13 protein-coding genes and 1 rRNA gene are annotated in these 22,108 nt (G+C 60.3%); 6 read left to right on the top strand and 8 right to left on the bottom strand.

From position 1 onward, the window contains the following. Nucleotides 1-11 precede the first annotated feature (11 nt). From JQF37_RS30590 to bcsQ, 5 genes are read right to left on the bottom strand one after another with little or no spacing between them, the layout of a single operon-like run. Nucleotides 12-3,944, bottom strand: a complete 3,933-nt coding sequence (locus tag JQF37_RS30590; RefSeq protein ID WP_130211278.1) for a cellulose synthase subunit BcsC-related outer membrane protein — start codon at nt 3,942-3,944, stop codon at nt 12-14. Then, complete coding sequence (bcsZ, locus tag JQF37_RS30585) at nt 3,920-5,161, bottom strand: cellulose synthase complex periplasmic endoglucanase BcsZ (RefSeq protein ID WP_130211277.1); 1,242 nt, start codon at nt 5,159-5,161, stop codon at nt 3,920-3,922. Before bcsZ ends, JQF37_RS30590 begins: the two co-directional genes overlap by 25 nt. A 7-nt stretch (nt 5,162-5,168) precedes the next feature. Then, nucleotides 5,169-7,442 carry a cellulose biosynthesis cyclic di-GMP-binding regulatory protein BcsB gene (gene bcsB / locus JQF37_RS30580; protein WP_130211276.1) on the bottom strand — a complete coding sequence of 758 codons (2,274 nt, stop codon included), beginning with the start codon at nt 7,440-7,442 and terminating at the stop codon, nt 5,169-5,171. After that, complete coding sequence (bcsA, locus tag JQF37_RS30575) at nt 7,442-9,664, bottom strand: UDP-forming cellulose synthase catalytic subunit (RefSeq protein WP_130211275.1); 2,223 nt, start codon at nt 9,662-9,664, stop codon at nt 7,442-7,444. Before bcsA ends, bcsB begins: the two co-directional genes overlap by 1 nt. Further along, complete coding sequence (bcsQ, locus tag JQF37_RS30570; protein ID WP_204149915.1) at nt 9,661-10,803, bottom strand: cellulose biosynthesis protein BcsQ; 1,143 nt, start codon at nt 10,801-10,803, stop codon at nt 9,661-9,663. Before bcsQ ends, bcsA begins: the two co-directional genes overlap by 4 nt. Before the next feature lie 579 nt (nt 10,804-11,382). Between bcsQ and JQF37_RS30565 the strand changes: the two genes are divergently transcribed. Beyond that, nucleotides 11,383-11,748, top strand: coding sequence for a hypothetical protein (locus JQF37_RS30565; RefSeq protein WP_047535976.1), 366 nt, complete (start codon nt 11,383-11,385; stop codon nt 11,746-11,748). A gap of 75 nt (nt 11,749-11,823) precedes the next feature. Here JQF37_RS30565 and lapD read toward each other — a convergent pair whose 3' ends face one another. Both lapD and lapG read right to left on the bottom strand, forming a co-directional pair. Further along, the gene (lapD, locus tag JQF37_RS30560; protein ID WP_130211273.1) at nt 11,824-13,770 is read right to left on the bottom strand and encodes a cyclic di-GMP receptor LapD; all 1,947 of its coding nucleotides are present in this window, start codon (nt 13,768-13,770) and stop codon (nt 11,824-11,826) included. 14 nt (nt 13,771-13,784) lie between these two features. After that, nucleotides 13,785-14,477 (bottom strand): cysteine protease LapG, encoded by a 693-nt coding sequence (gene lapG, locus JQF37_RS30555; protein ID WP_130211272.1) that lies wholly within the window; start codon nt 14,475-14,477, stop codon nt 13,785-13,787. A gap of 196 nt (nt 14,478-14,673) precedes the next feature. Between lapG and JQF37_RS30550 the strand changes: the two genes are divergently transcribed. From JQF37_RS30550 to JQF37_RS30530, 5 genes are all read left to right on the top strand, one after another. Then, the gene (locus tag JQF37_RS30550; RefSeq protein ID WP_130211271.1) at nt 14,674-15,384 is read left to right on the top strand and encodes a GntR family transcriptional regulator; all 711 of its coding nucleotides are present in this window, start codon (nt 14,674-14,676) and stop codon (nt 15,382-15,384) included. 680 nt (nt 15,385-16,064) lie between these two features. Beyond that, the gene (locus tag JQF37_RS30545; protein ID WP_130211270.1) at nt 16,065-16,841 is read left to right on the top strand and encodes a DUF3050 domain-containing protein; all 777 of its coding nucleotides are present in this window, start codon (nt 16,065-16,067) and stop codon (nt 16,839-16,841) included. Then, nucleotides 16,838-17,767: a diiron oxygenase gene (locus JQF37_RS30540; protein WP_130211269.1), complete on the top strand. Its 930-nt coding sequence runs from the start codon at nt 16,838-16,840 to the stop codon at nt 17,765-17,767. Before JQF37_RS30545 ends, JQF37_RS30540 begins: the two co-directional genes overlap by 4 nt. 12 nt (nt 17,768-17,779) lie before the next feature. Next, entirely contained in the window at nt 17,780-21,196 is a 3,417-nt protein-coding gene (locus tag JQF37_RS30535) for a non-ribosomal peptide synthetase (RefSeq protein WP_130211268.1), read from the top strand. A gap of 29 nt (nt 21,197-21,225) precedes the next feature. Further along, on the top strand, nt 21,226-21,693 hold the full coding sequence (locus JQF37_RS30530; RefSeq protein ID WP_130211267.1) for an SRPBCC family protein: 468 nt from the start codon (nt 21,226-21,228) through the stop codon (nt 21,691-21,693). A gap of 157 nt (nt 21,694-21,850) precedes the next feature. Here JQF37_RS30530 and rrf read toward each other — a convergent pair. Continuing rightward, nucleotides 21,851-21,966, bottom strand: a 5S ribosomal RNA gene (gene rrf, locus JQF37_RS30525). Between the last annotated feature and the right edge of the window lie 142 nt (nt 21,967-22,108).

The following is a 22,108-nucleotide window of genomic DNA, read 5'->3' as shown; positions in this document are numbered from 1 at the left end:
GTCTCCAGGAATCAGTTGGAATAAGGGGAACGGTAGGGGCTGACCGGCAGTTCCATCGCGCCGTTCATGTCTTCAAACATGTAACGCAAGTACATGGCCCCAGTGAACTGCTTGTAGTCCTGAGCGTTGTCCACGCCGAGATTGGCGCCGAGGAAGAAGCTCGAACCGAATTTATATTCGCCTGCACCGCTCAGGCTGTAGCCCACGCCGGTCTTGCTCTGACCGTTGTAGCGCTGATTGTTGGCGGCCTGCAGGTCTTTGTCGTTCGGGAAGTAATCCGCCGCATCCTGGTCGAAGTACTGCACGCCCACCGAGCCTTTGACCTGATAGGAGAACCGATCGCCGCGCTGCGCCCAGGTCACTGGCACGCCCAAAGCGAAGTAGCTTTGCGGGCTGAAGTAACCGCCATGGCCGTAGGTGAAGAAGTCCTGGTTGTTTTCGAAGCTCAGGCCGGTGGCACTCACGCCGAGGGTCAGCTTGCTGTCTTCGGCATTGTGCAGATACCAATACACGCCGCCGCCCAGTTCGGTGCGACTGTTGGATTCGACGTTATGGCCGAGCAACTTGTGCCACGAACCGTAGCCGTAGGAACCGACCTGCTGATCGTCATAGCTGAGCTGAGCACGGGCGCCGTTGGCCGTCACGCCGCCCCAGGATTGGCCGGTGCGTTCATCGGTGGTGCCCGCGAACGAAGCCACGCTGTCCGTCACTGGACGTCGCGAAACGCTGACGCCGTAACGCACGTTGGAGTTGTCGGCGAATGGCCGGTCCACACTCACGCCACCGGCTGCGGTGCTGTACTTGAAGCCGATGGGCGTGGTGCCGAGGTCGGCCTTGATGCCTTCATCCGGGCGGGCATAAGCCACGCTCAAGCCCACGCCTTTATCCCGCTGGGAACCGGCGCCATCCGGCGACGCTCCGCCCCCGCCGAAGCGGGTCGCGGAGTCGTTACCGACACTGCCGGCATTCAGCGACACCGGAGTCACGCGCACGGCGTAGCGGTTCTCGCCAGACGGGATATTGATCTCCAGCGGCGTTTCAACGTCGGTCATTTTGCTCAGACCCGACTCGCTGTCGTTGCTGCGAATGGTCACGCCCTGGGTCACATAGCCACTGCGCTCCTGCAGGATATTGTCGAGCGCGCGTTGGGCGGAACTGGCTTGATCCACCGCGACGTTGACCGTGCCCTGCGGCGCGAACGGGTTACCGCCGGCAGCGGCATAACGCCCTGCCGGCAACGCCTGGCGTCCGGCAACAGGCGCCGCCATGCGTGGCTGGACTTGCCCGGGATAGGCGTCGGCCGGCAGTGCGTCATTGCTGGCAATCATGACCGGCATGGCCGCTTCAAGCTGCGCCTGAGCCGGCGCGGGAATGCTGTCCACCGGTACGCGACTCACTTGGTTACGCTGGCCCGGCAAACCCACAAAGGGGTTCGGCGCGACATTGAGGCTGTTGGCCTGGGCCGTCAGGCTGCGTTTCTGTTCGTTCTGCTCGATGGCAACTGCCTTGCGCAGCAACTCGGTGGCCTGGCTGGACTTGCCCATGCTGCGGTAGATCCGCGCGGCTTCGGTCAGCGATTGCGGATCGTAGGTTTCCAGTTTGAGGAACTGTTCCAGCGCCCGATCGGCGTAGCCATTGTCGTGGGCCTGAACCGCCGCATCGGCGGCATTGAGCAAAATTTGCGGGTCGTTGGGCTGACGCTGCAACAACGGCTTGTACAGTTCAAACGCCTTGGCATTGTCGCCATTGCTGGCGTACATGCGTGCCAGTGCCGAGACCGCACCCGCATCCCCCGGACGCGAAGCCAGGGCCGGCGCCAGGGTGTCATAGGCTGCGGCCAGATCGCCGTTTTCGCGCAGGATATCGGCCTGGCGAATGCGGTACTGATACAGCACGTCATCAAAGCGTTTACGCGTGGCCACGCTCATCGGCTGGTTTTGCAAGCCACGCAGGATCGAGTTGACCTGTGCATCGTCACCGGTCTTGAGCAGCAGGTTGGCGTATTGCAGCATCAGGTCCGCGGACGGCGTCGGCGTCTGGGCAATGACGTCGCGCATCATCTGTTGCGCGTGTGCCGAATCACCGGCGTCCACATAGGCCGCGGCCAGCGTCGCCATGCCGTCGGGGCTGCGGCTGGCTACCGGTTGCAAACGGTCGAGCAAGGCCAGGGCTTCCTGACGCTGGCCGCGCTTGGCGATGCTCGCCGCCAGTTTGATTTGCACCGTCAGGGTGATCTGGTCGGCCAGTTGATTCATGTCCGCCGTACGACGTTCGGCCGGAATGCGGCTGATGGTCGCTTGCGCGGCGTTCCATTGCTCCATCTCCACCGAGAGCAAGGCGCTGGTGTACAGCGCATCGATGTTGGTCGGATGGGTTTTCAGATAGCTGTCGATCAGGTCCCGAGCCTTTTGCGGCTCGCCGGCCTTGAGGTACAGGCGCGACAGATCGAAACGGGTCCAGACGTTATCCGGTTCATCTTGCACCGCTTGCGCCAGGGCCTGCTGTGCAGCGCGATTATCACCGCGCTGTTCGGCGAGTTTGGCCGCATGCGTGGAGCGCAAGGCCCGCAGACGAGCGCCGCCGCCCATTTCGGCCTGCTGGGCCGGGGTCAAGGTGTCAAGCAGGCGCAGCGCTTCATCGGCCTGACCGGTTTGCGCCAGCACATTGACCAGCCCCTGCACGGCCTGCGGGTTGCCGCGTTGCACGCTCAGCACCTGGCGATAGTTGGCCTGGGCGGCGTCCAGTTGCCCGGCCTGGGCCTGAATGTCGGCCAGGGCCAGTCGCGCGTCGATACCTTTGGGGTTCAAGCGCATGGCCTGGGCAATGCTCTCTTGCGCCTTGGCCGGCTGAGTCCTGGCCTGGTCGCGGGCCTGTTGCAGCAATGCCCAATAGCGCACGTTGTCCAGCGCCGGCTTCCAGCGGGTGCCGCCATTGGCGATGGCGCGGTTGAGCAGTTGCTCGGCTTCGCCGAAACGGTTCTGTTGCTGACGCACCACGCCGAGGCCGCCGAGGGCATCGGCGTCGTCGGGTTTGCTTTTCAGGCGGGCGGCAAATGCCTGTTCGGCGCCAGATTGATCGCCCTTCTCCAGCGCTTGCAGTCCACGCGCCACCAGCGGGTCTTGCTGCCAGGCCGGTGCACCGGCAGTGGTCGACTGCGACTTGCCCTTGTTGAACAGGTCACGAATTTCCTGATCGTCTGGATGCACTTTCAGGAAGTCATCGAACAGCGACACTTGCGAGGCGTTAGGCGGCCCCATCCACACCAGCGCCAGGCGCCAGCTCTCATCGGCGTCACCGGCAATGTCGGCACGGGTCGACAGTTTGGCCAGGGCCCGGATGCCTTCCGGGCGACTGTCTTCGTGGCGCACCAGGTGCTTGGCCAGGAACAGCGCGACAATCGAGTCGTTCGGCGTTTCGCGCAGCAAGCGCTCAAGGCCTTTGCGCGCCTCGGGCCAGCCGGCGTCATTGAATGCCAGGTTGGTATAGAACTCGCGACCGATCTTGCCTTCAGGCGTGCGCCCGGCAAACAGCTGGCGGAACACTTCGGTGGCTTTGTCACGCTGGTCGCCGTCGGCCAGGCGCCGGGCCTCGTCCAGCAGGGCAATGTTCTGCGGGTCGGTCAGGGCGATGTCCTGTTCCAGTTGCGCGGCCTGCCAGGGACGCGGCGACAGCGCCTGCAAGCGCGCCAGATACTGTTGCGCCTGTTGCGGTTTGTTCTGTTTGACGCCGATCAGCCCCATGCCGTACAGCGCATCAATCTGGTTGGGGTCCAGACGCAGTACCTTTTCCCAGGCTTCTGCCGCACGCGCAGCGTTATCCCGGCTCTGCCAGTATTGGCCCTGCTCCACCAGACGCGTTTGCGCGTCGTTGGTTTCGGCGTGGGCGGCGGTGCCGATAAGCGCGGCAAGAATACCGATGGCTAGCGTGTGACGGCGCGGGTGCATGACGTCTCCCAAGTCAGTTTGAGCGTTCCGTCATCACGAAACTGATAGCGTTTTTCAGCCCAGCCCAGTGCGAACAGACTAAGCATGGCGTTGTAGTACAGCGGTTCGGCACGTTCGCCATCCGCTTTAGCCAGCGCAGCGTTCAAGGCCGTTTCGGCCCGACGCTGCTGCTGCTCGGCCAGCCAGGGTTGCCCCTTGGCCTGGAAGTACGGAATCAGCGCGGCAGAGTACCCGAACGGGCCCTGCCCTTCGAGCGCACCGCTGATGACCTGAACCTTTTCCGGTGGGATGCCGGTGGACGCGGTGCTGTTCGACATGCCGTCCAGGCGTGCCAGCAACGGTGCGGCCAACGGGTCGGACTTGGGTGTCATGCCGGCCCACAGATAGACGCGAATCGCGTCGTAACTGCCCAGCTCCCCCTTGACCGGATCGACCACGAACAGCCCAGCCTTGGGCGCTGTCGCGCGATAGCCGATCCAGTCCGCCACATAACCTTTCGGGCTGGAGGCGCTGACCATTTTCACGGTGTTTTCGGCGATTTCTTTCCACGGCCCGGTCGGTGCTTCCTTGGCCAGCCGGCGCAGCAGCGGCAGCGGCAGATAACTCGGGTTCAGGCGCCACAGATGATCGGGCTGGGTGAAGCCTTCGGGCCCTGGCAGAACCATTTTGCCCAGGCCGGGCAGGCTCACCACCAACTGGTTTTCAATATTCTTGAGCAGGCGCAGGGCGTCCTCGCGGTAATCCGGACGCTGCCACAGCCGCGCCGCTTCAAGCAGCGAGTAGGCGATCCACAGGTCCGAATCGGATGCGGAGTTAGCGTCCTGCAATTGCCATTTGCCGTCCTTGCCCTGCCCCCATAACCAGCCCGGCAGACGATTGCTGACATCGGCACCGGCCATGTTGGCGGCGGTCCACTTCCACAGCGCATCGAAACGTTCGCGATCGTTGCCGACCAGCGCAAACAGCATGCCGTAGGACTGACCTTCGGAGGTGCTGTGATTGGCTTCGACGCTGGACTCCAGCATGCGCCCGTCGTTTTGCACGAAGCGTGTGGCGTAGGTTTGCCACAGCGGCCAGTCGACGCTTTTGCAGGCCGCCTGGTCAGCCATGACCGGTGTCAGACTCAACGTTGCCAGTGTACCGGCCAGCCAAAGTACAGCCCGGCGCCAGCGGCGCTCGGGGGCAGAATTGCATCCAGGTGTCCCGTGGCTATTCATGGCGATCTCAGTTGCTCAACCGCTGTTTGGCACGCGAACGCAGCGACAGATAGGCCAGGCAGCTGAGCAGCACCACACCCAGGCCGGTCAGCAGCAGCGTCAGACCGACGTGGCGTGACAGCATCCATTCCAGGCGTTTGAACGGACCCAGTTCACCGACGTAGTACTGCTCGTCCGCCACCAGGGGCTCGATGGTCTTGCCGCGCACCACCACCAGGCTGCCCTGGATCGACTGGGTGTAATCCTCGCCACCGATCAAGGCATTGGTTGCATCGGCCAGGCCTTGTGGCTGGCCGCTGGCGATCACCACCACGCTGCGACCGCTTTTGAGCGGCGACTCGAAACCGGTCAGGTAGGTGCTGCGCGCACCGCCGGAGAAGGCCATGGCCAGCCGAGCCTTGCGTTGGTTCGCCTCAGGGTCGGGGCTGAACCAGTCACGCACGCGCATTGGCAGGTCGGACAGGTGGAAGCTTTGCTGGTCGCCGATATCGGCAGCCGGCAGGCGATCGGCCCACTGGGTCAGCAATGGCTGATTGTTGCCGGCCGCAAACACCAGCAAGTCTTTATCCGCCGCCGCCTGAACTTGCGCCGCCTGCATCACCAGCACGCCAGTGGCCGGGTATCCGGTGGACTGGCCGAAGCGGCCGAGCACCGTCAGGTACGCATCCAGCTCGGCAGCGCCGGCGTTGTCCGGCAGCACCACGGCGGTCTGCGACAGGTCCGCCAGACGGGTGAACGGGAAGCCCGCGTCCTTGAACACGCCGAGGTTCGGCATGGCCATGAAGTGGTCGTAGCCGGTCAGGTCCAGGGTCGATTCCGGATCGACGCTGCCGCGCATGTTGTCGATGATGATGTCGCCACATTCGCCCTGCTTGATGTAGTCGAACATGAAGCGCAGTTGCAGGCGCGATTGCAGGGCCACCGAGTTCAACGGCAGGCGCACGCGGGTTTCACGGTTCAGCGTGTCGTCGTTGATCTTCAGGGCTTTCAATACGCTGCTTTCGAGCTTGTCCTGAGGCAGCAGGTTCTGCGACTGGATCAAGCCATCGTTGAAGCTGACGATGAACGAGGAGTTGCTCGATTTTTCCTGCGGTGTGTAGCGGTATTTCAGGTTCAGCGGCGCCCCTTCATCACGCCAGGTAAACAGGTCCGGCGGGAAATTCAGCGGCACGGTGATGTCGCCGGGGTTGTAGCCCGATACGTTGAATTGTTTGGCCGGCAGCAGTTCGCCGAGTTTGACCGGACGATCGCTCGGCAACCAGTTCGGGGCATCGTAAGGCTTGCGCGGCTGTACGGTGTCGAGTCGGTCGATCACCACGCTGCTGCCCGACAGAGCCTGACTGCCCAGCACCAATGCGGTGGTGGCGGTCTTCAATTCGGCGGCGTCGCGACCGCTGATCACCAGCAACTTGCCATTGGCGTCGTTGGGGTTGGTCATCACGCTCAGGGTCGGGCCCTTGGCCGCCGGCAGGCTCAAACCGCCGATTTGCAGCGCTTCGGGACCGCTGAACAGCAACACGGCGTTGCCGTGGGCGGGGATCTGGTTGATGTTCGTTGAGAACCTGGCACCGCGATAACTGGCCTGGGCACCGAACCACGATGACAGGGCACCGGCCGCTTCCAGGGTGGTGTTGTCAGGCGCGCTGGCGAACACGAACGGCAGGCTCAGGGTGCGCGCATCGCGGCGATCGAAGAACGGCAGCGGCATGATCGACAAATCGTTGGGCAGCGCCAGCGGCGACACGTCAATGCTCAGTTCGGTGGCGTTACTGATCTTCGCCCACAGGCTGGAGTGCGTCGGGTCTTCGCAACTCATGGTGTAGTGACCAACGAATTGCAGGCTCAAGCGGTTGAACTCGGTGATCAACTGCGGCGGAATGCTGACCTCCCGGGTTTGCAGTTGCCCGGCGTTTTCCTTGGGCAGGGGCAGGCTCGCAGCCACTTCATCGTTGACGATGACGTTGATCTGCGACAGGTCGGCCAGCAATGCCGGCGAATAGGTGTACTGCAACTTCAGCCTGGCACCGGTCACGATGGAATCGGCGCGCACATCGAAGTTGACGCTATCGGTGGACTCCACGCCGCGCAGGCTCATCGGATAATTGCGGCCCAGTTGCTTGAGCGTCACGCTGTAGCTGTTGGCGCCGGGCGCGACATCCACTGGCGCCGTCTCGGCGAATGCCGACGCGCCACCACCCATTGCCAGCAAGGCGCACGTCATGCGTACCAGGGCGCGGCGAGGCTCGCGCAGGTTACCGAAAGCGAAAGACTTCGAGTTCATCACTTGTCCAAAACGTTTTCCAGGGTGGACGGGGAGACGTGGCGACGGCGGAACAGGTTCCGCACTTCCATGACCGTTGCTTTGAAGAGTTCGTAGATACCGCGAAGGCCGATGCCGCTGACATCACGCAGGGCGGCCAGCGGTGTATCGACCTGGCCATTGCCCCAGGTCGATGCCCAGGTGTCGGCACGGGAGAACGTCAGGCGAATCAGCTCGCTTTGCTGACGCAAGGTCAACTGATCGAACTGCGCCCCCAACAGCCCCTCGCGACTGAAGACGACGACGGCAGGGAACACACTCAGCTGTTGATTGCGGAACAGCGAAATCTGCACCCGCTCGCCCTTGGGAATCTCAATGCCTTCCGGCAAACGGAACCCCAGGCCTTTTTGCGAGAAGTCCTGGGTCAGGCCTTCGATCACGGTGCCATCGGCACGAGTCAGGCGCATCGGCAGGGCCGCCGCCACCCGTGGTTCGGAACGCACCTGGCGGGTTTCACTGGCGACCGCCACCGAGGCACTGGTGATGATGAGGTTGTAGACCGTCCACGCCAGGTTGATCAGGATAGTGGTGGTGGCGCCCTCGGCACCTTCGATCAGGCGTACCACGCCATAGATCAGACCGGCGACGTTCAAGGTCAGCAGCACGATGTACGGACGTGCCAATTTCCACTCAAAATATTTCTTGTCGATCACGCCACCCTTATCGGTCACGTTGAAGCCACCGAACTTGGGGTTGACCAGCGCCATCAGCACCGGGCCCATGATGTACCAGGCCAGTACCGTCTCGTAGACCTCGTTCCAGAACGAGTGGCGGAACCGCCCCTGGATGCTGGAGTTGGTCAGGCTGGCGTGAAGAATGTGCGGCAATACGTAAGCGGTGATCATCAACGCCGAGGCGTGGAAAATCTGCGCATCGAAAAACAGGAACGCCAGCGGCGCGGTGAGAAAGGCCAGGCGCGGCAATCCATAGAAAAAGTGCAGCATCGCGTTCAGGTAGCACAGGCGCTGACCCAGGTTCAGGCCTTTGCCGAACAGCGGGTTGTCGGTGCGGAAGATCTGCGCCATGCCACGTGCCCAGCGAATCCGCTGGCTGATGTGCCGCGACAGGCTTTCCGTCGCCAGGCCTGCCGCCTGGGGAATGGCCAGATACGCAGTGTTGTAGCCGGCGCGGTTCAGTTTCAGCGCGGTGTGGGCGTCTTCGGTCACGGTCTCGACAGCAACGCCACCGATTTCCAGCAACGGTGCGCGACGGATAACGGCACAGGAGCCGCAGAAGAACGTCGCGTTCCACAGGTCGTTGCCGTCCTGCACCAGGCCGTAGAACAACTCGCCTTCGTTCGGCACGGAGCGGAACGTATTGAGGTTTTTCTCAAACGGGTCTGGCGAGAAGAAGAAGTGCGGCGTTTGCAGCATCGCCAACTTCGGGTCCTTGATGAACCAGCCGACACATACTTGAAGAAATGAACGGGTCGGCACGTGGTCAGCGTCGAAAATCGTCACGAACTCGCCACTGGTGACCTTGAGGGCTTCGTTCAGGTTGCCGGCCTTGGCGTGCCGGTTGTTGTCCCGGACGATGTAACCCACGCCGATCTGTTCGCAGAACTCGCGGAAGTCTTCACGGCGGCCGTCGTCCAGTACGTGCACGCGCAGTTTGTCCTGCGGCCAGTCGATGGCCTGGGCCGCGAAGATGGTGACTTTCACGATGTCGAGGGTTTCGTTGTACGACGGGATGAAGACATCGACCGTTGGCCATTCGCTCGGCGGCCCGCTCATCAATACTGGTTTGCGGCGCAGGGGCCAGGCGGTTTGCACGTAACCGAACACCAGCACGATCATCGCGTACAACTCGGCCAGGACCAGGCCGTAGCCGAACAGCATATCGACCCAGCCCTCGAAACCGAGGGTGGAGGTGAGTCGCCAGTACAGGTAGCGCAGGGAAGCGGTCAACGAAAGCCCGATGAGTATCAGCACCGTCAGGCGCCCGGGAATCTTGCGCAACACCATCGCCGCAATGAAGCAGCCGAGGGCGAAAGCGCACTGCGAATACAATTCGAACGGCACCGTAATGATGAACAGCGCCAACAGGCCGCAAAGCAGCATCACGACGACGCTCAACGCTCGACGCAATGCTGCTGGCAGGTTGTCCAGGCGGTCGGAAACCGATTGTGCCCAACGCTGTGTGCGGGTTTGATCGGCAGTGTCTGGGGCTGAGGTGTTAATCACGAGGCGTAGGACTCTGCAGCTTCCATGGATTTCAGTTGCGCCTTGAGCCGGTCACTCAGCATCAGCATGTCGTGGCAAGCCTGGGACGATTCGGCCGTCAGCAGCGGGTTTTGACCATAGGCCAGTGCTTCGCCAATGGCATGGTCGAGCGTCACGACGCCCAGCAGGCGTGAGCCCAGGCGGCGCTTGAGCACTTCGTGCATGTCGCTGCAGAACAGGCGAGAGCCGTCGAACTGATTGATCACGTAATTGCACAGCGGCGCCTGGCCAAGGGCCGCGCGCTCCGCCAGCAAATGCTCCATCTGGTCGAGCGTGACGAAACACGCCGCGTCGGCCGTCACGACGACGAGCACCTGATCCGCCACCATCAAGGCCTGCGTCAGATAAGCGGTACGGCCCGGTGGCGTATCGAGGACCACAACATCGTTTTCGCTCAGGTCCATGCTCGCCAGTTGCCTGGCGAGCCAGTAGCGGTCGTTTTCCAGATAGCGCTCAAGGGTACGGCGCTCGCCCTCTGTCACCGAGCCGTAAGGCAGCAGCAACGAACCGGCCGAGCCGGCCAACAGCAGTGACTTCCAGTTCTCACCCTTGAGGCTGGCGTAACCCATACCCGCCACGTCTGGCGCCGCACCCAAGTGGTGTTGCAGGGCATTTTGCGGATCGAGGTCGATGGCCAGGGTCTGCCCACCCTCCAGACGCAAGGCGGTAGCCAACGCAGAGGTCAACGTACTTTTGCCAACGCCACCCTTGGCCGAAACCAGCGCAATAACGTGAGCCCTCGTTTTGGCCGGGCGACCCTGTGGCAACGCCTGGCGCAGCGCCTCTTCGTTGCGCGCTTGCGCTTCGGCCTGACGCGCCAGGGCGACTTCAGCCAGCAAGTGGCGAAGCGGTGCGGCAGGTGCCGGGGTATCGACAAGCACCAAGGGTGCCTCGACGCCCTGCGCGGAATCTGCAGGAGCCAGATCGCCAGGCTGGAGCACCGGCTGATCGACTTCAACGGCAGGCACGCGCTCGGGCGCGGTCGGCACCAGCGCCAACGGCTTTTCTTTGTACTCGAAATGGCTACCGAACTCGAGATAGCTGTCCGCACTTGCCCCGAACCTGTTGAATAGGTTCGATATATCGTCTGTACGTTTCATAAAAGACTATCCGAGGCGCTGGCACATATTGGGGAGCACGCTGCTCAAGAACTCATCGAAGCTAGCCATCAAAATGGTATCGTCAATATTTTGAACGCCGCAAGTGTAATAGTTGAACGCGATTAAAAAAACCTTTTTTATCGCCATTAAATTGACGAATTAGTGGCTTTTTTATTTGGCGCGTCCTGTTCGCTCCGGCCGTTCAACGGTGCCGCAGGCGAATAACTACGGGGGCTGGCGGCGGCGCGAGATTATCCAGTAAGCACCGGCAAGGCGCACATGGTTTGCGCCGGATGGCACCTCAGTAGATGGACGGCGATCCGAAGATATTGCCAACTCTCAAAGCAATTCACGGACCATATGAACGACGGTTATAGGCTACATTGTTTGCAACTCAGATATATATGTTCTAAATCAATGTCTTAGTTCCAACTTGGGGATTTTCTTTCCGGCAACGACCTGCACGTGATGACATTCAGTGCAATTGTGAGTGCAAGGAATGTGCGGTGCGCCCTCTATCGGCGCGATGTTGGCTATGCTGCTGACAGCATGACGCTGTTCACTTATGAGGGAAGTTCGATGTTCTACGTGCAACGCAACGCAGAAGGCCACCTGATGCGCGTGGAAGCCGAAGCTTACGCCGAATCCACGGAAACGCTTCCGGCCGACCACCCTGACCTCCAGGCCTGGTTCGCCAGTGAAGTCATGGCCACCAGCCACAAACAACTGCTGCAAATCAAACAGCTCAAGCAACTGAGACAGAGTGACCTGGAAATGATCCGGGTACTCGATGACTTGATCGAGGTGCTGATCAGCAAAGGCGTGATCCTGGTCACCGATCTGCCAGCGCCGGCGCAGGCCAAATTCATGGACCGCAGCCAGGCCCGTGAGGCCTTGGGTGGGCTGAGTCTTCTGGTTGAGGATGATGAGGAAGGATTTATCTGACGCTTCGCTGACGTTGATGCCGCCATCGCGAACAAGCTCGCGATGGCGGCATCAACGACGACACAACCCCATGCCCTAAGCCCAAGGCTTGGGCTCTCCTACCAACCGCCCCTGAACCCCATACACACCCATCTCGCGAATCACCGCCAACTCCCCTTCGGTTTCGACACGCTCGGCAATCAACGGCAGATCAATACCGTGGGCGGCACGTTGAACGGCTTCGATAAACAGGCGTTTGTCACTCTCCTGATCGATCGCGCGGATGTAGCTGCCATCGATTTTCAGATAGGCCAATCCGAGTCTCGCCAGGTTGCCGATCATGCTGAAGCGCCCACCGAAATGTTGCAGGCTCAACGAGAACCCCAGTTCGCGCAAACGCCGTGTCAGGTCTGCGAGATCGGCTTGCTCCGGCAATTGCTCTTCGCCGATTTCCAGGGTCAGTCGTGGCCCCAGATTGGAATGCGAACGTAGCGTCTCGAACAGCGCATTCAACGCTTGCGGATCTTGCAGAGTCGCCAGCGACAGGTTCAACGCCAATGAATGTTCGTGATCGTCCATCTGCTCGAGCACCAGCTCCAACATCAGCCGGTCCAGTCGTGCAGCCCAGCCGAACCGTTCAAGCCATGGCAGGAAACGTCCCGCCGGGATGCTCTGACCCTCATCGTCGATCAAGCGTGAAAGCACTTTGTAATTGAGCACCAACTGTGTGTCCTGACTGGCGACGACCGGTTGGAAATACAGTTTGAATCGCCGCTGATTCAGCGCCTGATCCAGCATCTCATGCCAGGCATGGTGGTCGTCACCGACCCCGGCCAACGCACTGTGATCGAGGCAGACCCAGTTCGAGCCAGTCTGGCCCTCGGCCTGCGCCAACGCCTGGTCCGCCAGCCCGAGCACGGCTTGCGGGGTATCGCCATGAATAAAGGGTGCCAGGCCGATGGCGGCCACCGAGACCACGTCCGTGGCGCCGGTCGCATGCAGGCTGGCCAGGGCGATGTCGAGGTGCTGCGCCAGTTGCAGGGCCTCCTCACGCACCAGCCCTGGCGCCAGCACGGCGAATTCGCCGCCTCGGATCCGCGTGACCAGATTTTGCGTTTCCGGGTATCTGGCGCACTCGCGGGACAACTGCTGGCCGACCGCTTGAAGCAACTGATCGGTGCGCTGCCCGCCCAGCCGTTGGTTCAAACCCGCCAGGTCCTGAACCCGCAACAGCAGCAAATAACCGGAACTGGCCTGTTCGGGATTGCTCACCCGTGCGTTCAATTGCATCTCAAAATAACGTCGATTGGCCAGTCCGGTCAGGCTGTCCTGATAGGACTCGATTCGCAGTTTTTCACTGCGCTCGGCCTGTTCCTGAAACAACGCCTGGAGCTTCTCGACCATCTGGTTCATGGCCAATACCACTCGACGCAATTCCGGCGTACGCGGTAATTGCGGCAAGCTGAGAAACTCGCGACGGGCAATGGCGTGGGACTGCTGGACCATGTAATCCAGCGGCTTCAATTGCCGACGCAGCAACAGCGCGCCCAATACCGCACTGACCACGCCACAGCCCAGCAACCACCCCAGGCTGCCCAAGGCGCTCTGCCACAGCTTGGCCAGTGCGAACATCGGGTGACTGACCACCTCGACCCGCGCGGCCTGCTCCCATCCACGACTGACAATCGCATCGCCGCCAGCGGGTTCCAGGCCAATGAGTTTGACGAACCAGTCCGGCACATGGGTATCGGCCGGAATGCCGCTGCGTTCGACCAGGGTTTTATCGCTGGATATATCGACCACTCGGATGCTCGCGTAATAACCGCTGTCGAAGATCGAGCTGACCAGTAACTCGGTCATCGCCGGGTCGTCGATGTTCGGCGTCAGGGACAGCGCCAGCGCCGTCGCCGCGTCCTGCGCGTGGGAGCGCAGTTGATTGACGTATTGGGCGCGCGAGCTCTCCAGGCTGACCACGAAGTTGCCGGTGAAGGCGACGACCAGAAACAGATAGATAGCGATCAAAAGTTGTTTGAACAAAGACATCTGTGGGCGCGCTCCTAGTTGGTCGTCTCGACCGGGAATCCTTCGGCCTGCATTTTTTTCAGCACATCCTGCCATCGGGACAGACGTTTGGTGTCACCAACCTTCTGATTACCCTTGGCCCCCGGTAACCACAACCCTTCGGCATTGAAAGAGTAGACCGGCAGTAAATCCTTTCTTTGGCTGGCCGGCCTGATCACGTCGATCAGGCTGTCGAGCACCAGCGGCTCGGCGTCCGGGCTGGAGTAGTAGGTCAGCACCATATGCGCGCGATTCAGGCTCAACGCCTTTACGTAGGTAATGCGCAGCTTGTCACTGGAGACGCCGAGGTGGCGCAGGCTGAAATATTTGGCGATCGCGTAATCTTCGCAATCACCGGCGCCTTTCCACAGGGCTTCGATGGGTGTTTCCCAGTAATCGACCTGGTGCCACTGGTCAATGTCCTCGACGTAGCGTACTTGTTTGTTGAAAAAGCGGTTGACCGCATTGAGCTTGTCCAGCTCGCTGACCTGCTTCTGGGTGGCCAACAAGTGTTGCCAATCATCAATGCGCTGCTGACCTTCACCCAAAGGGCCGTACAATGCCCGCGCCCGACCGCTGATCAGGGAAAAATCCCAATCGGCATGCACCCCGCCCAGCAGCACGCCGGCCAGGAGCAAGGCGCCGCACAGACAGCGCAATATCCGGGAGATCGGGAAACGTACCGCCAATGCAAGGCATCCAGGGTAGTCAGGAGAACGTCGGTTGATGGTGTCGGTTCGCCCGCTAAAAAACAATGGCACGCTGAGATCAGCGACCACGCGCTAGACTAAGACAAAGCCCCCTATGTTGGGCGTTTGACAACCTGTCCGGCAGTCACTAGTGTCAGTTGGATCCAAAAACCTCAATCAATCAGGGTGCGTAGTAGTGACACAAAAGCCCAACCCTCTCGGCAGTATCAAGGTCAACGGGCCGATTCCCGCTCATCTGGCACGCTCAGTGATAGAACAAACCCTGCGCTCAGCCATTCTCGACGGTCGTATTCCCTGCGGTACGGCCTTGCGCCAGCAAGACCTCGCCGACTTGTTTGGCGTCAGCCGCATGCCGGTTCGCGAAGCCCTGCGCCAACTCGAAGCCCAGGCACTGCTCAACGTGATCGCCCATAAAGGCGCGGTCGTTGCGCCGCTGGTGCAGGGCGACGCTGCTGAAACCTATGCACTGCGGATCCTGCTGGAGTCCGAAGCGCTGCGCTTGTCGATTCCCTTGCTCGAAGACGAGGATATTGACCAGGCTGCCCGTTACATCGACGAGTTGGAAACGGAAAAGGACTACTCCGAAATCGGTCGACTCAATCGCTTGTTCCATATGTCGCTCTACAACAAGGCCCCCAATCGCCGGCTGTTGAAACTGGTCGAAGACGGGTTGAACGAAGAAGAGCGTTTCCTGCGCTTCAATCTGGAAGCCATGGGCCTGGGCAAGTTATCCCAGGAAGATCACCGGGCACTGCTGCGGGCCGCCGAAGACCGGGACGTCGAAAGGTCGGTAACGTTGCTGGAAAACCACCTCAATCGTGGGGTCGAAGTCATTACTCGCTACCTGGTCAGCCTTGAAGCCCAAAACAAAAAAACCTCCAAGTGACACCGATCGGCCTGTGACGAGGGAGCTTGCTCTCGCCGGGCTGCGCTACGGCCACAAAACCTGCACACGGTTTCTTTAGTACCTGAAAGCGAACCATCCCCTTACAAATTTCCCGCCTCTACCTCCCTTTCCAATCCGCACACCTCGGTGATAGCGGCTGCCTTGAATTACGCTCACTCTTGGGTCGACAACGAACGATGAACGGGTGAAGCGCCGCCACCGCGGAGCAGTCCTCGCACCAGAAACCTACGGAAGGAGCCTTGCCACGGGAGCGGAAGAGTCGGTGTCACCCCCGACACTTCTCCCTTAGTCAAATCACCTCAACCATTCAGATCAGAAAGTTGCTTCGAGTGAGGCATTCACTCTTTATTTAAATTCTGACTTATATAAGACGGAAGGAGCAACGACATGCCAATAAAACTTATATAAGAAGTTTTATTGGAACTTCTCACACCCAAGAAAGTTTAACTTTAAAAAGTCAACGAAATAACTTGCCCAACACTTAACTTGTGTACTAATTTTTCCACGCCGCCCATGCACACCGACGGCAGCGCCATATAACGCTGGTCCAAATACAACTAAACAGATCAATTCATTTGAGGCACGCCCTCGCCAGCAGAAAAGAAACATCAACAGTTAGTGCGCAATTACAGTCCATCTGACTATTTAGAGGTTCACCCATGAAACCAACTAAAGACCGTCTCAATCAGAAGAAAGCCGAGCTTGGTTCACACCCGATTTTCTCGGAAATACATTCACTGTCCGTATTGCAACGCTTTATGGAAACCCATGTATTTGCAGTGTGGGACTTCATGTCCCTGACCAAGCGTCTACAGCAGGAATTGACGTGCATCCATCTGCCGTGGCTGCCGCCGCAAGATCCACAGGCCGCTCGGTTAATCAATGAGATCGTGTTGGGCGAAGAGTCCGACGACCGCCCGGTCCATGGTCACTACAGCCATTTCGAACTGTATCTGGATGCGATGCGTGAAGTCGGCGCCAGCACATCCGCCATCGAGCACTTCGTCGCGCTGCAACAAGAAGGCGTGAGTTACGACGTGGCGTTGCAAAGCGTGAACGTCGATCCAGCGGCGGCTCGGTTTGTACGCCATACGCTGCACACCGCACTACATGCGCCAGGCCATAGCGTGGCGGCAGCGTTTCTACACGGCCGCGAGAGCGTCATTCCGCAGATGTTCCAGCGCATTCTCGACGATTGGGGCATCGGCATCGAACAGGCGCCGACCTTCCGCTATTACCTCCAACGACACATTGAAGTCGACTCCGAAGACCACGGCCCGGCCGCGGAAAAACTCCTCGCCCGACTGGTCGATGGTGATCCGCAACGACAGGAAGACGTGTATGCCAGCGCCATCGCCGCGGTGGAAAGCCGCATCGCTCTGTGGGACGGCTTGCGCCTGAGCATGAGCGAACAGCTTGCGCAGGTGAACGCATGAACGCCGCCGACTACCAATCCTTCGCCGACGCCTGGGAAAGCCGCGCGACCATTCGCACCCGCCCGCGTCGCGTGCTGGAGAACGACGACAAACTGATCTACCCACTAAGCCGCCAACCGCTGGTGCTCAGTGATAGCTTCCAGCGTGAGTGCCCGGAACAGCGCGACTTCGCCCTGGTGCAGACGCTCTACAAATTCATCAACGACGTGGTGATTTTCGAAACCGAGATCGTCGACAAGACCGCCCGCAGCATCGCCAAGAATCGCTTCGACGTGGCCTTCCCGTTCGCCTGCCGTTATGACGCCATGACCGTCGTCGTGGACGAGGATTACCACGCGCTGGTGGCGATGGATTTCATGCAGCAGACGGTCGCCATGACCGGCATCGCACCCATCGAACTGCCGGGCGAAATCGAGCTGAGCCGCGCGATCCCGACGGCCGTGGCACTCGCGCCGCAGCACCTGCGTGGGGCCGTGGAACTGATCTGCGTGGCCATCGCCGAAAACACCGTGACCGGCGATGTGGCGGCCTTCGCCAAGGACGATACGGTCAAGCAGTCGATCAAGGGCTTGATGGCCGATCACTTGTTGGACGAAGGCCGGCACTCTGGCTTCTGGTCGCGGATGGTGCGCATCTACTGGCACACCGCGAGCGAAGAAGACCGCCAATGCATCGCACGGATCCTGCCGGTGTTCATCGGCCACTACCTGACCAACGACATCCAGAAGTCCTTCGACTTCCGGTTGATCGACGCCTTGCGGATCAGCGACACGGCGCGGCACGCCCTCAGGCGTGAAGTGTCGGGGCTGGCCTTCCCGATCAATCGCCATCACCCGTTGGTGACCAACATCGTGCGGTTCTTCCACAGCAGTTCGCTGCTGGATTCGCCGTGCGTGCAACGCGCCTTGAGCGACTACCTGATTTGAGGAGGAGCCATCATGAGACGTCTCGACATATTGCTCGTAGGACACAGCCAGGCCCTGACCGACCTGGCGCTGGAACTCGAACAACACGGTCATGTACTGACGCGGGTAAAGGCCGGCGATGCGCTGATGCCAAAGCCCGTGGACTTGTTGATCGACGATGCCACATTGACGATTCAGCGCTTCGAGGATGTGCCGCGACTGACGCTGCAACTGGGCATCGGTTTACCGGGCGCTTCCGGGCTGCCGTCGCTGGACTTGCTGTGCCTGCACGACTGCACGCTGGTCAGCCGTGTCCCGATAGCCGATGAACCCTCGGGCAATGGCCAGTCCTTGCGTCTGCGCGCAGTAGCGGAACTGGTGGACCATGCGGCCCTGCTGGTCAGCCGCTTCTCCAGGGACGCCGACTATTTTTTGCTCGCCGGCCCCACCCCTTCGGCGCCCTTCGAGCGCGTGGAAAGTCTGCTGTTTCTCGAGAGCCTGGCATTTGTGCATCGGCTCAATGCCACCGATGAACCGCGCCTGCTGCAATTGGCACAGACGCCAATGATCGAGCGGCTGGAGCAGCGATTGACTCGGTCTGCCGATCGCCCTGCGCTGAACATTGCCGGCACATCAATCGACTACGGCCAACTGCATAACCACAGCCGAGCCATCGCCCAGCGTTTGCAACCGCTGCTGGCCCGGCATCCAGGACCCATTGTGGTGGGTATCTGCCTGCCAAAATGCAGCGCGTTGTACGCGGGAATTCTGGCGATCCTCGGTTGCGGCGCTGTGTATCTGCCACTGGAGCCGAGCCATCCGTTACAGCGTCAGCAATACATCCTGTCGAACGCCGGCGCGGTCTTGCTGCTGCATGACGGGCAACATCCGCTCTCATCAGAAATGCCGGGGCTGGACATTACCCTTATCGATGTCGATGACGCGGATCCCGATCAGCCGCTGATGCACCAACGCCCCATTCTCGACGCACCGTGCATGGCGCTCTACACGTCGGGCACGACGGGTCACCCCAAAGGCGTGCTGCTCAGCCAGGCCAATCTCGCCCACTTCACGGCGTGGTACGCCGACTATGTGCAGCTGACCGAGCAAAGTCGGGTGCTGCAGTTTTCGTCGCTGAGTTTCGACTCTTCGTTAATCGATATTTTCCCGACCCTGCTGCAAGGTGCCGAGTTGATCGTGCCCAGCGAGGACCAGCGTCGCGACACACTGCAATTGGTTGAGTTGATCCGCCATCAACGTCTGAGCCACGCCTTTTTGCCGCCGGCCTTGCTGAGCATCCTGCCGCTGGAGCAACTGCAAGGCCTCGATCACGTGATGACCGGCGGCGATGTCTGCGAGCCCTGGGTCATCCAGCAACTGACCCGCCAAGGCACGCTCTACAACCTGTACGGCCCCACCGAAGCCACGGTGCTGATTACGGCGCGACGACTGCGGACCGGCGATAACAATCGGTCGCTGGGCGGTCCGATCGCCAACAGCCAGGTGCTGATTCTCGATGAAGACTTGCAGCCTGTTGGCGAGCAGACCGTTGGCGAGTTGTTCATTGTCGGACCGGGTGTTTGCCTGGGTTACCTGAATAATCCACAGCAGACCGCCGAACGTTATCTGAGCTTGAGCCTGCCCAATGGCCAAAGCCTGCGCGCCTACCGAACCGGCGACATGGCGAAGTGGACCCCTGAGGGGGTCGAGCTGTGCGGACGGCGTGATAATCAAGTGAAAATTCGCGGCTTTCGGGTCGAGCCGGAGGAAATCGAACGCTGCCTGCGCGACAGTCAGTTGTACCGGCAGGTGGCGGTGGTCATCGACGCCCAGCGACGGATTCTGGCCTTCCTCGCCCAGCCTCAGGAAGATCGAACCGGCGCCGCTCGCCAGGCACTGAAGGCCCATGCGGCGCAGCACTTGCCGGACTACATGCAACCCATCGCCTGGACCGAAATGGCGAGCATGCCGTACACCAGCAACGGCAAAATCGATCGCAAGGCGCTGCTGGAACTGCCGATGACCGTCAGCGAAAACACCCCCCGACGCTTGCCTGTCAGTGCCGATGAAGCGCTGTTGCTGCAGATCTGGGCCGAGCTGTTGGAGTTGCCGAGCAGCGATATTTCCACCGACGAAAGCTTCTTCAATCTGGGCGGTCACTCGATCCTGCTGTCGCGCATGCTCCTGCGTTTACGCGAGGAGTTCGGTCGCAGCATTTCGATCAACCGCTTCATCGAGCTGCCCACCATCACCAAGCTGGCGACGCTGGTTCGCGGCTCCGGCAGCGAAGAGGTGTTGAGCCCGCAAGCCATGGCCGATGTCCTGCGTGAACTGGAGGTGCAGCCATTGCCCGCCAACCGCCTGGGTGACGTGCACAAAGTCATCGTCACCGGTGCCAACAGTTTTGTCGGCGTCCATATTGTCGAAGCACTGCTGGCGTGGGGTGCCAGTGAAGTCGCATGCCTGGTGCGCGACAGCGATGGGCAACCGGCTCCAGAACGGTTTGCCCATGCGCTCCGGGAAAACCGTCTGGAGCACTTGGACCTGAGTCGGGTTCGGGTATACGCTGCGGACATCACACGTCCCCAACTGGGGCTGGCCGATGATGTATATGAGCGGCTCGATCGAGAGTTCGGTGCATTGGTGCACAACGCCGCCAACGTCAATCACGTGCTCGATTACGAGTCGTTGGCGCGGGATAACGTCGAACCGATTTTCGAGTGCCTGCGCCTGTGCGAAGGGCGCAGCAAAAAGATCTTCAACTTCGTCTCGACGCTTTCGGCCTCCAGCACCATCTCCGCCGAAGGTCGGGTGCTTGAGTTACCCGCGGCACATACCCCGCCGATCTACATCAAGAATGGCTACAACCTGTCCAAGTGGGTCGGCGAACGGATTCTTGAGCGCGCGCGGGAGCGCGGGGTATGGGTCAATCTCTATCGCCCCGGCAACATCAGTTTCAACAGCGCCACAGGCGTGTGCCAGCCGCACAAGAACCGTTTGATGCTGATGCTCAAGGGGTCGATCCAGCTCGGGCAGGTGCCGGCATTCGCGCTGAATTTCGACCTGATGCCGGTGGATTTCCTCGCCCGTTTTATCGCCTTTCATGCCAGCCGTTATCAGCCGCAGAGGCCAGTGTTCAACCTGCACAACCCCGAACCGCTGGATTGGGGCACCTACGTGGCCTCCTTTCGCGAAGCAGGTCGCGAATTTTCCCTGGTCAGTGTCACCGATTGGCAGCAGCAATTGGGTCGAGTCGACAGCGACAACGCGTTGTTCGGGGTGTTGGGCTTCTACCTCAACGGCTTTGAGGAAGACATCGGCGACATCTCCATGATCGGCCATGACAACGCCAAGGCTGGCGTTCGACAAATGGGCGCGTGTTACCCGGAAAAGTCCCCTGCGCTGCTGCGACGCGGTTGCGACTACCTCAAAGAAATCAATTTCATCTGATCCATCCCAACCAAGAACGGAGAAAAACCATGAGCACTCTGCAACCCGACACCCTGATCAAAAACCCGCAAGGCTGCCAGGTCGTGTCCTCGGTGGAAGTACCGGTCGATGCTGCAAAAGTCTGGGCCGTGGTCGGCAACTTCGCCGGCTTCGATCAATTCATCCCGGCGCTGTCGCACATCGAGATGACCGGCGAGGGCGTGTCGTCCCTACGCAAGAAGTTCTTCAGGGACGGCAACCTGGTGGTCGAGCAACTCAACTCCCGCGACGACCAGGCTCTGAGCATGACTTGGACCACGATTTACAACACCTTGGGCGTGGCCAATTTATGGGCGGCCATGAACGTGGAATCACTGGGAGCAGGTAAATCGCGGGCCACTTGGACGATCATTGCCGAACCTGCACAGGGGGGTGCTGATGCGCTACCGGGGTTCAAGGATTTCGTTCAGGGCTTTGCCGATGATGCGATGAATAATGTGTTGAAGGTGTTTGAATAAGGCTGGGCTTGCTTCTCTGCCGGCCGACCACTTCTGTTGCTGCTACAAAGCCAGCCTCTGAGCCCAGGGGCTGGCTTTTTTGTGGCTGATGATTTTTGGCTGGTCCAGAACGACAAAACCCCTACCTGCATACGCAGATAGGGGTTTCGGAATTTAATCTTGACGATGACCTACTCTCACATGGGGAAACCCCACACTACCATCGGCGATGCATCGTTTCACTGCTGAGTTCGGGATGGGATCAGGTGGTTCCAATGCTCTATGGTCGTCAAGAAATTCTGTGTGCCGGTCCGCCTGTTATGGCGTGCCAACGAATTCTTGATGCTTCTACTATTAAAGACAAAACCCCTACCTGCATACGCAGATAGGGGTTTCGGAATTTAATCTTGACGATGACCTACTCTCACATGGGGAA

Source organism: Pseudomonas sp. MIL9, assembly GCF_016887925.1.
In the GTDB taxonomy this organism is placed as follows: domain Bacteria; phylum Pseudomonadota; class Gammaproteobacteria; order Pseudomonadales; family Pseudomonadaceae; genus Aquipseudomonas; species Aquipseudomonas mohnii.
The sequence above is the reverse complement of the archived record's forward strand: the minus strand, read 5'-3'. Positions and strand labels throughout refer to the sequence as shown.

Excerpts from the sequence above, each read along its gene's own strand:
- JQF37_RS30590 (WP_130211278.1), bottom strand. The coding sequence starts at position 3,944 with ATGCACCCGCGCCGTCACACGCTAGCCATCGGTATTCTTGCCGCGCTT.
- bcsZ (WP_130211277.1), bottom strand. The coding sequence starts at position 5,161 with ATGAATAGCCACGGGACACCTGGATGCAATTCTGCCCCCGAGCGCCGC.
- bcsB (WP_130211276.1), bottom strand. The coding sequence starts at position 7,442 with ATGAACTCGAAGTCTTTCGCTTTCGGTAACCTGCGCGAGCCTCGCCGC.
- bcsQ (WP_204149915.1), bottom strand. The coding sequence starts at position 10,803 with ATGAAACGTACAGACGATATATCGAACCTATTCAACAGGTTCGGGGCA.
- JQF37_RS30565 (WP_047535976.1), top strand. The coding sequence starts at position 11,383 with ATGTTCTACGTGCAACGCAACGCAGAAGGCCACCTGATGCGCGTGGAA.
- lapD (WP_130211273.1), bottom strand. The coding sequence starts at position 13,770 with ATGTCTTTGTTCAAACAACTTTTGATCGCTATCTATCTGTTTCTGGTC.
- JQF37_RS30545 (WP_130211270.1), top strand. The coding sequence starts at position 16,065 with ATGAAACCAACTAAAGACCGTCTCAATCAGAAGAAAGCCGAGCTTGGT.
- JQF37_RS30540 (WP_130211269.1), top strand. The coding sequence starts at position 16,838 with ATGAACGCCGCCGACTACCAATCCTTCGCCGACGCCTGGGAAAGCCGC.
- JQF37_RS30535 (WP_130211268.1), top strand. The coding sequence starts at position 17,780 with ATGAGACGTCTCGACATATTGCTCGTAGGACACAGCCAGGCCCTGACC.
- JQF37_RS30530 (WP_130211267.1), top strand. The coding sequence starts at position 21,226 with ATGAGCACTCTGCAACCCGACACCCTGATCAAAAACCCGCAAGGCTGC.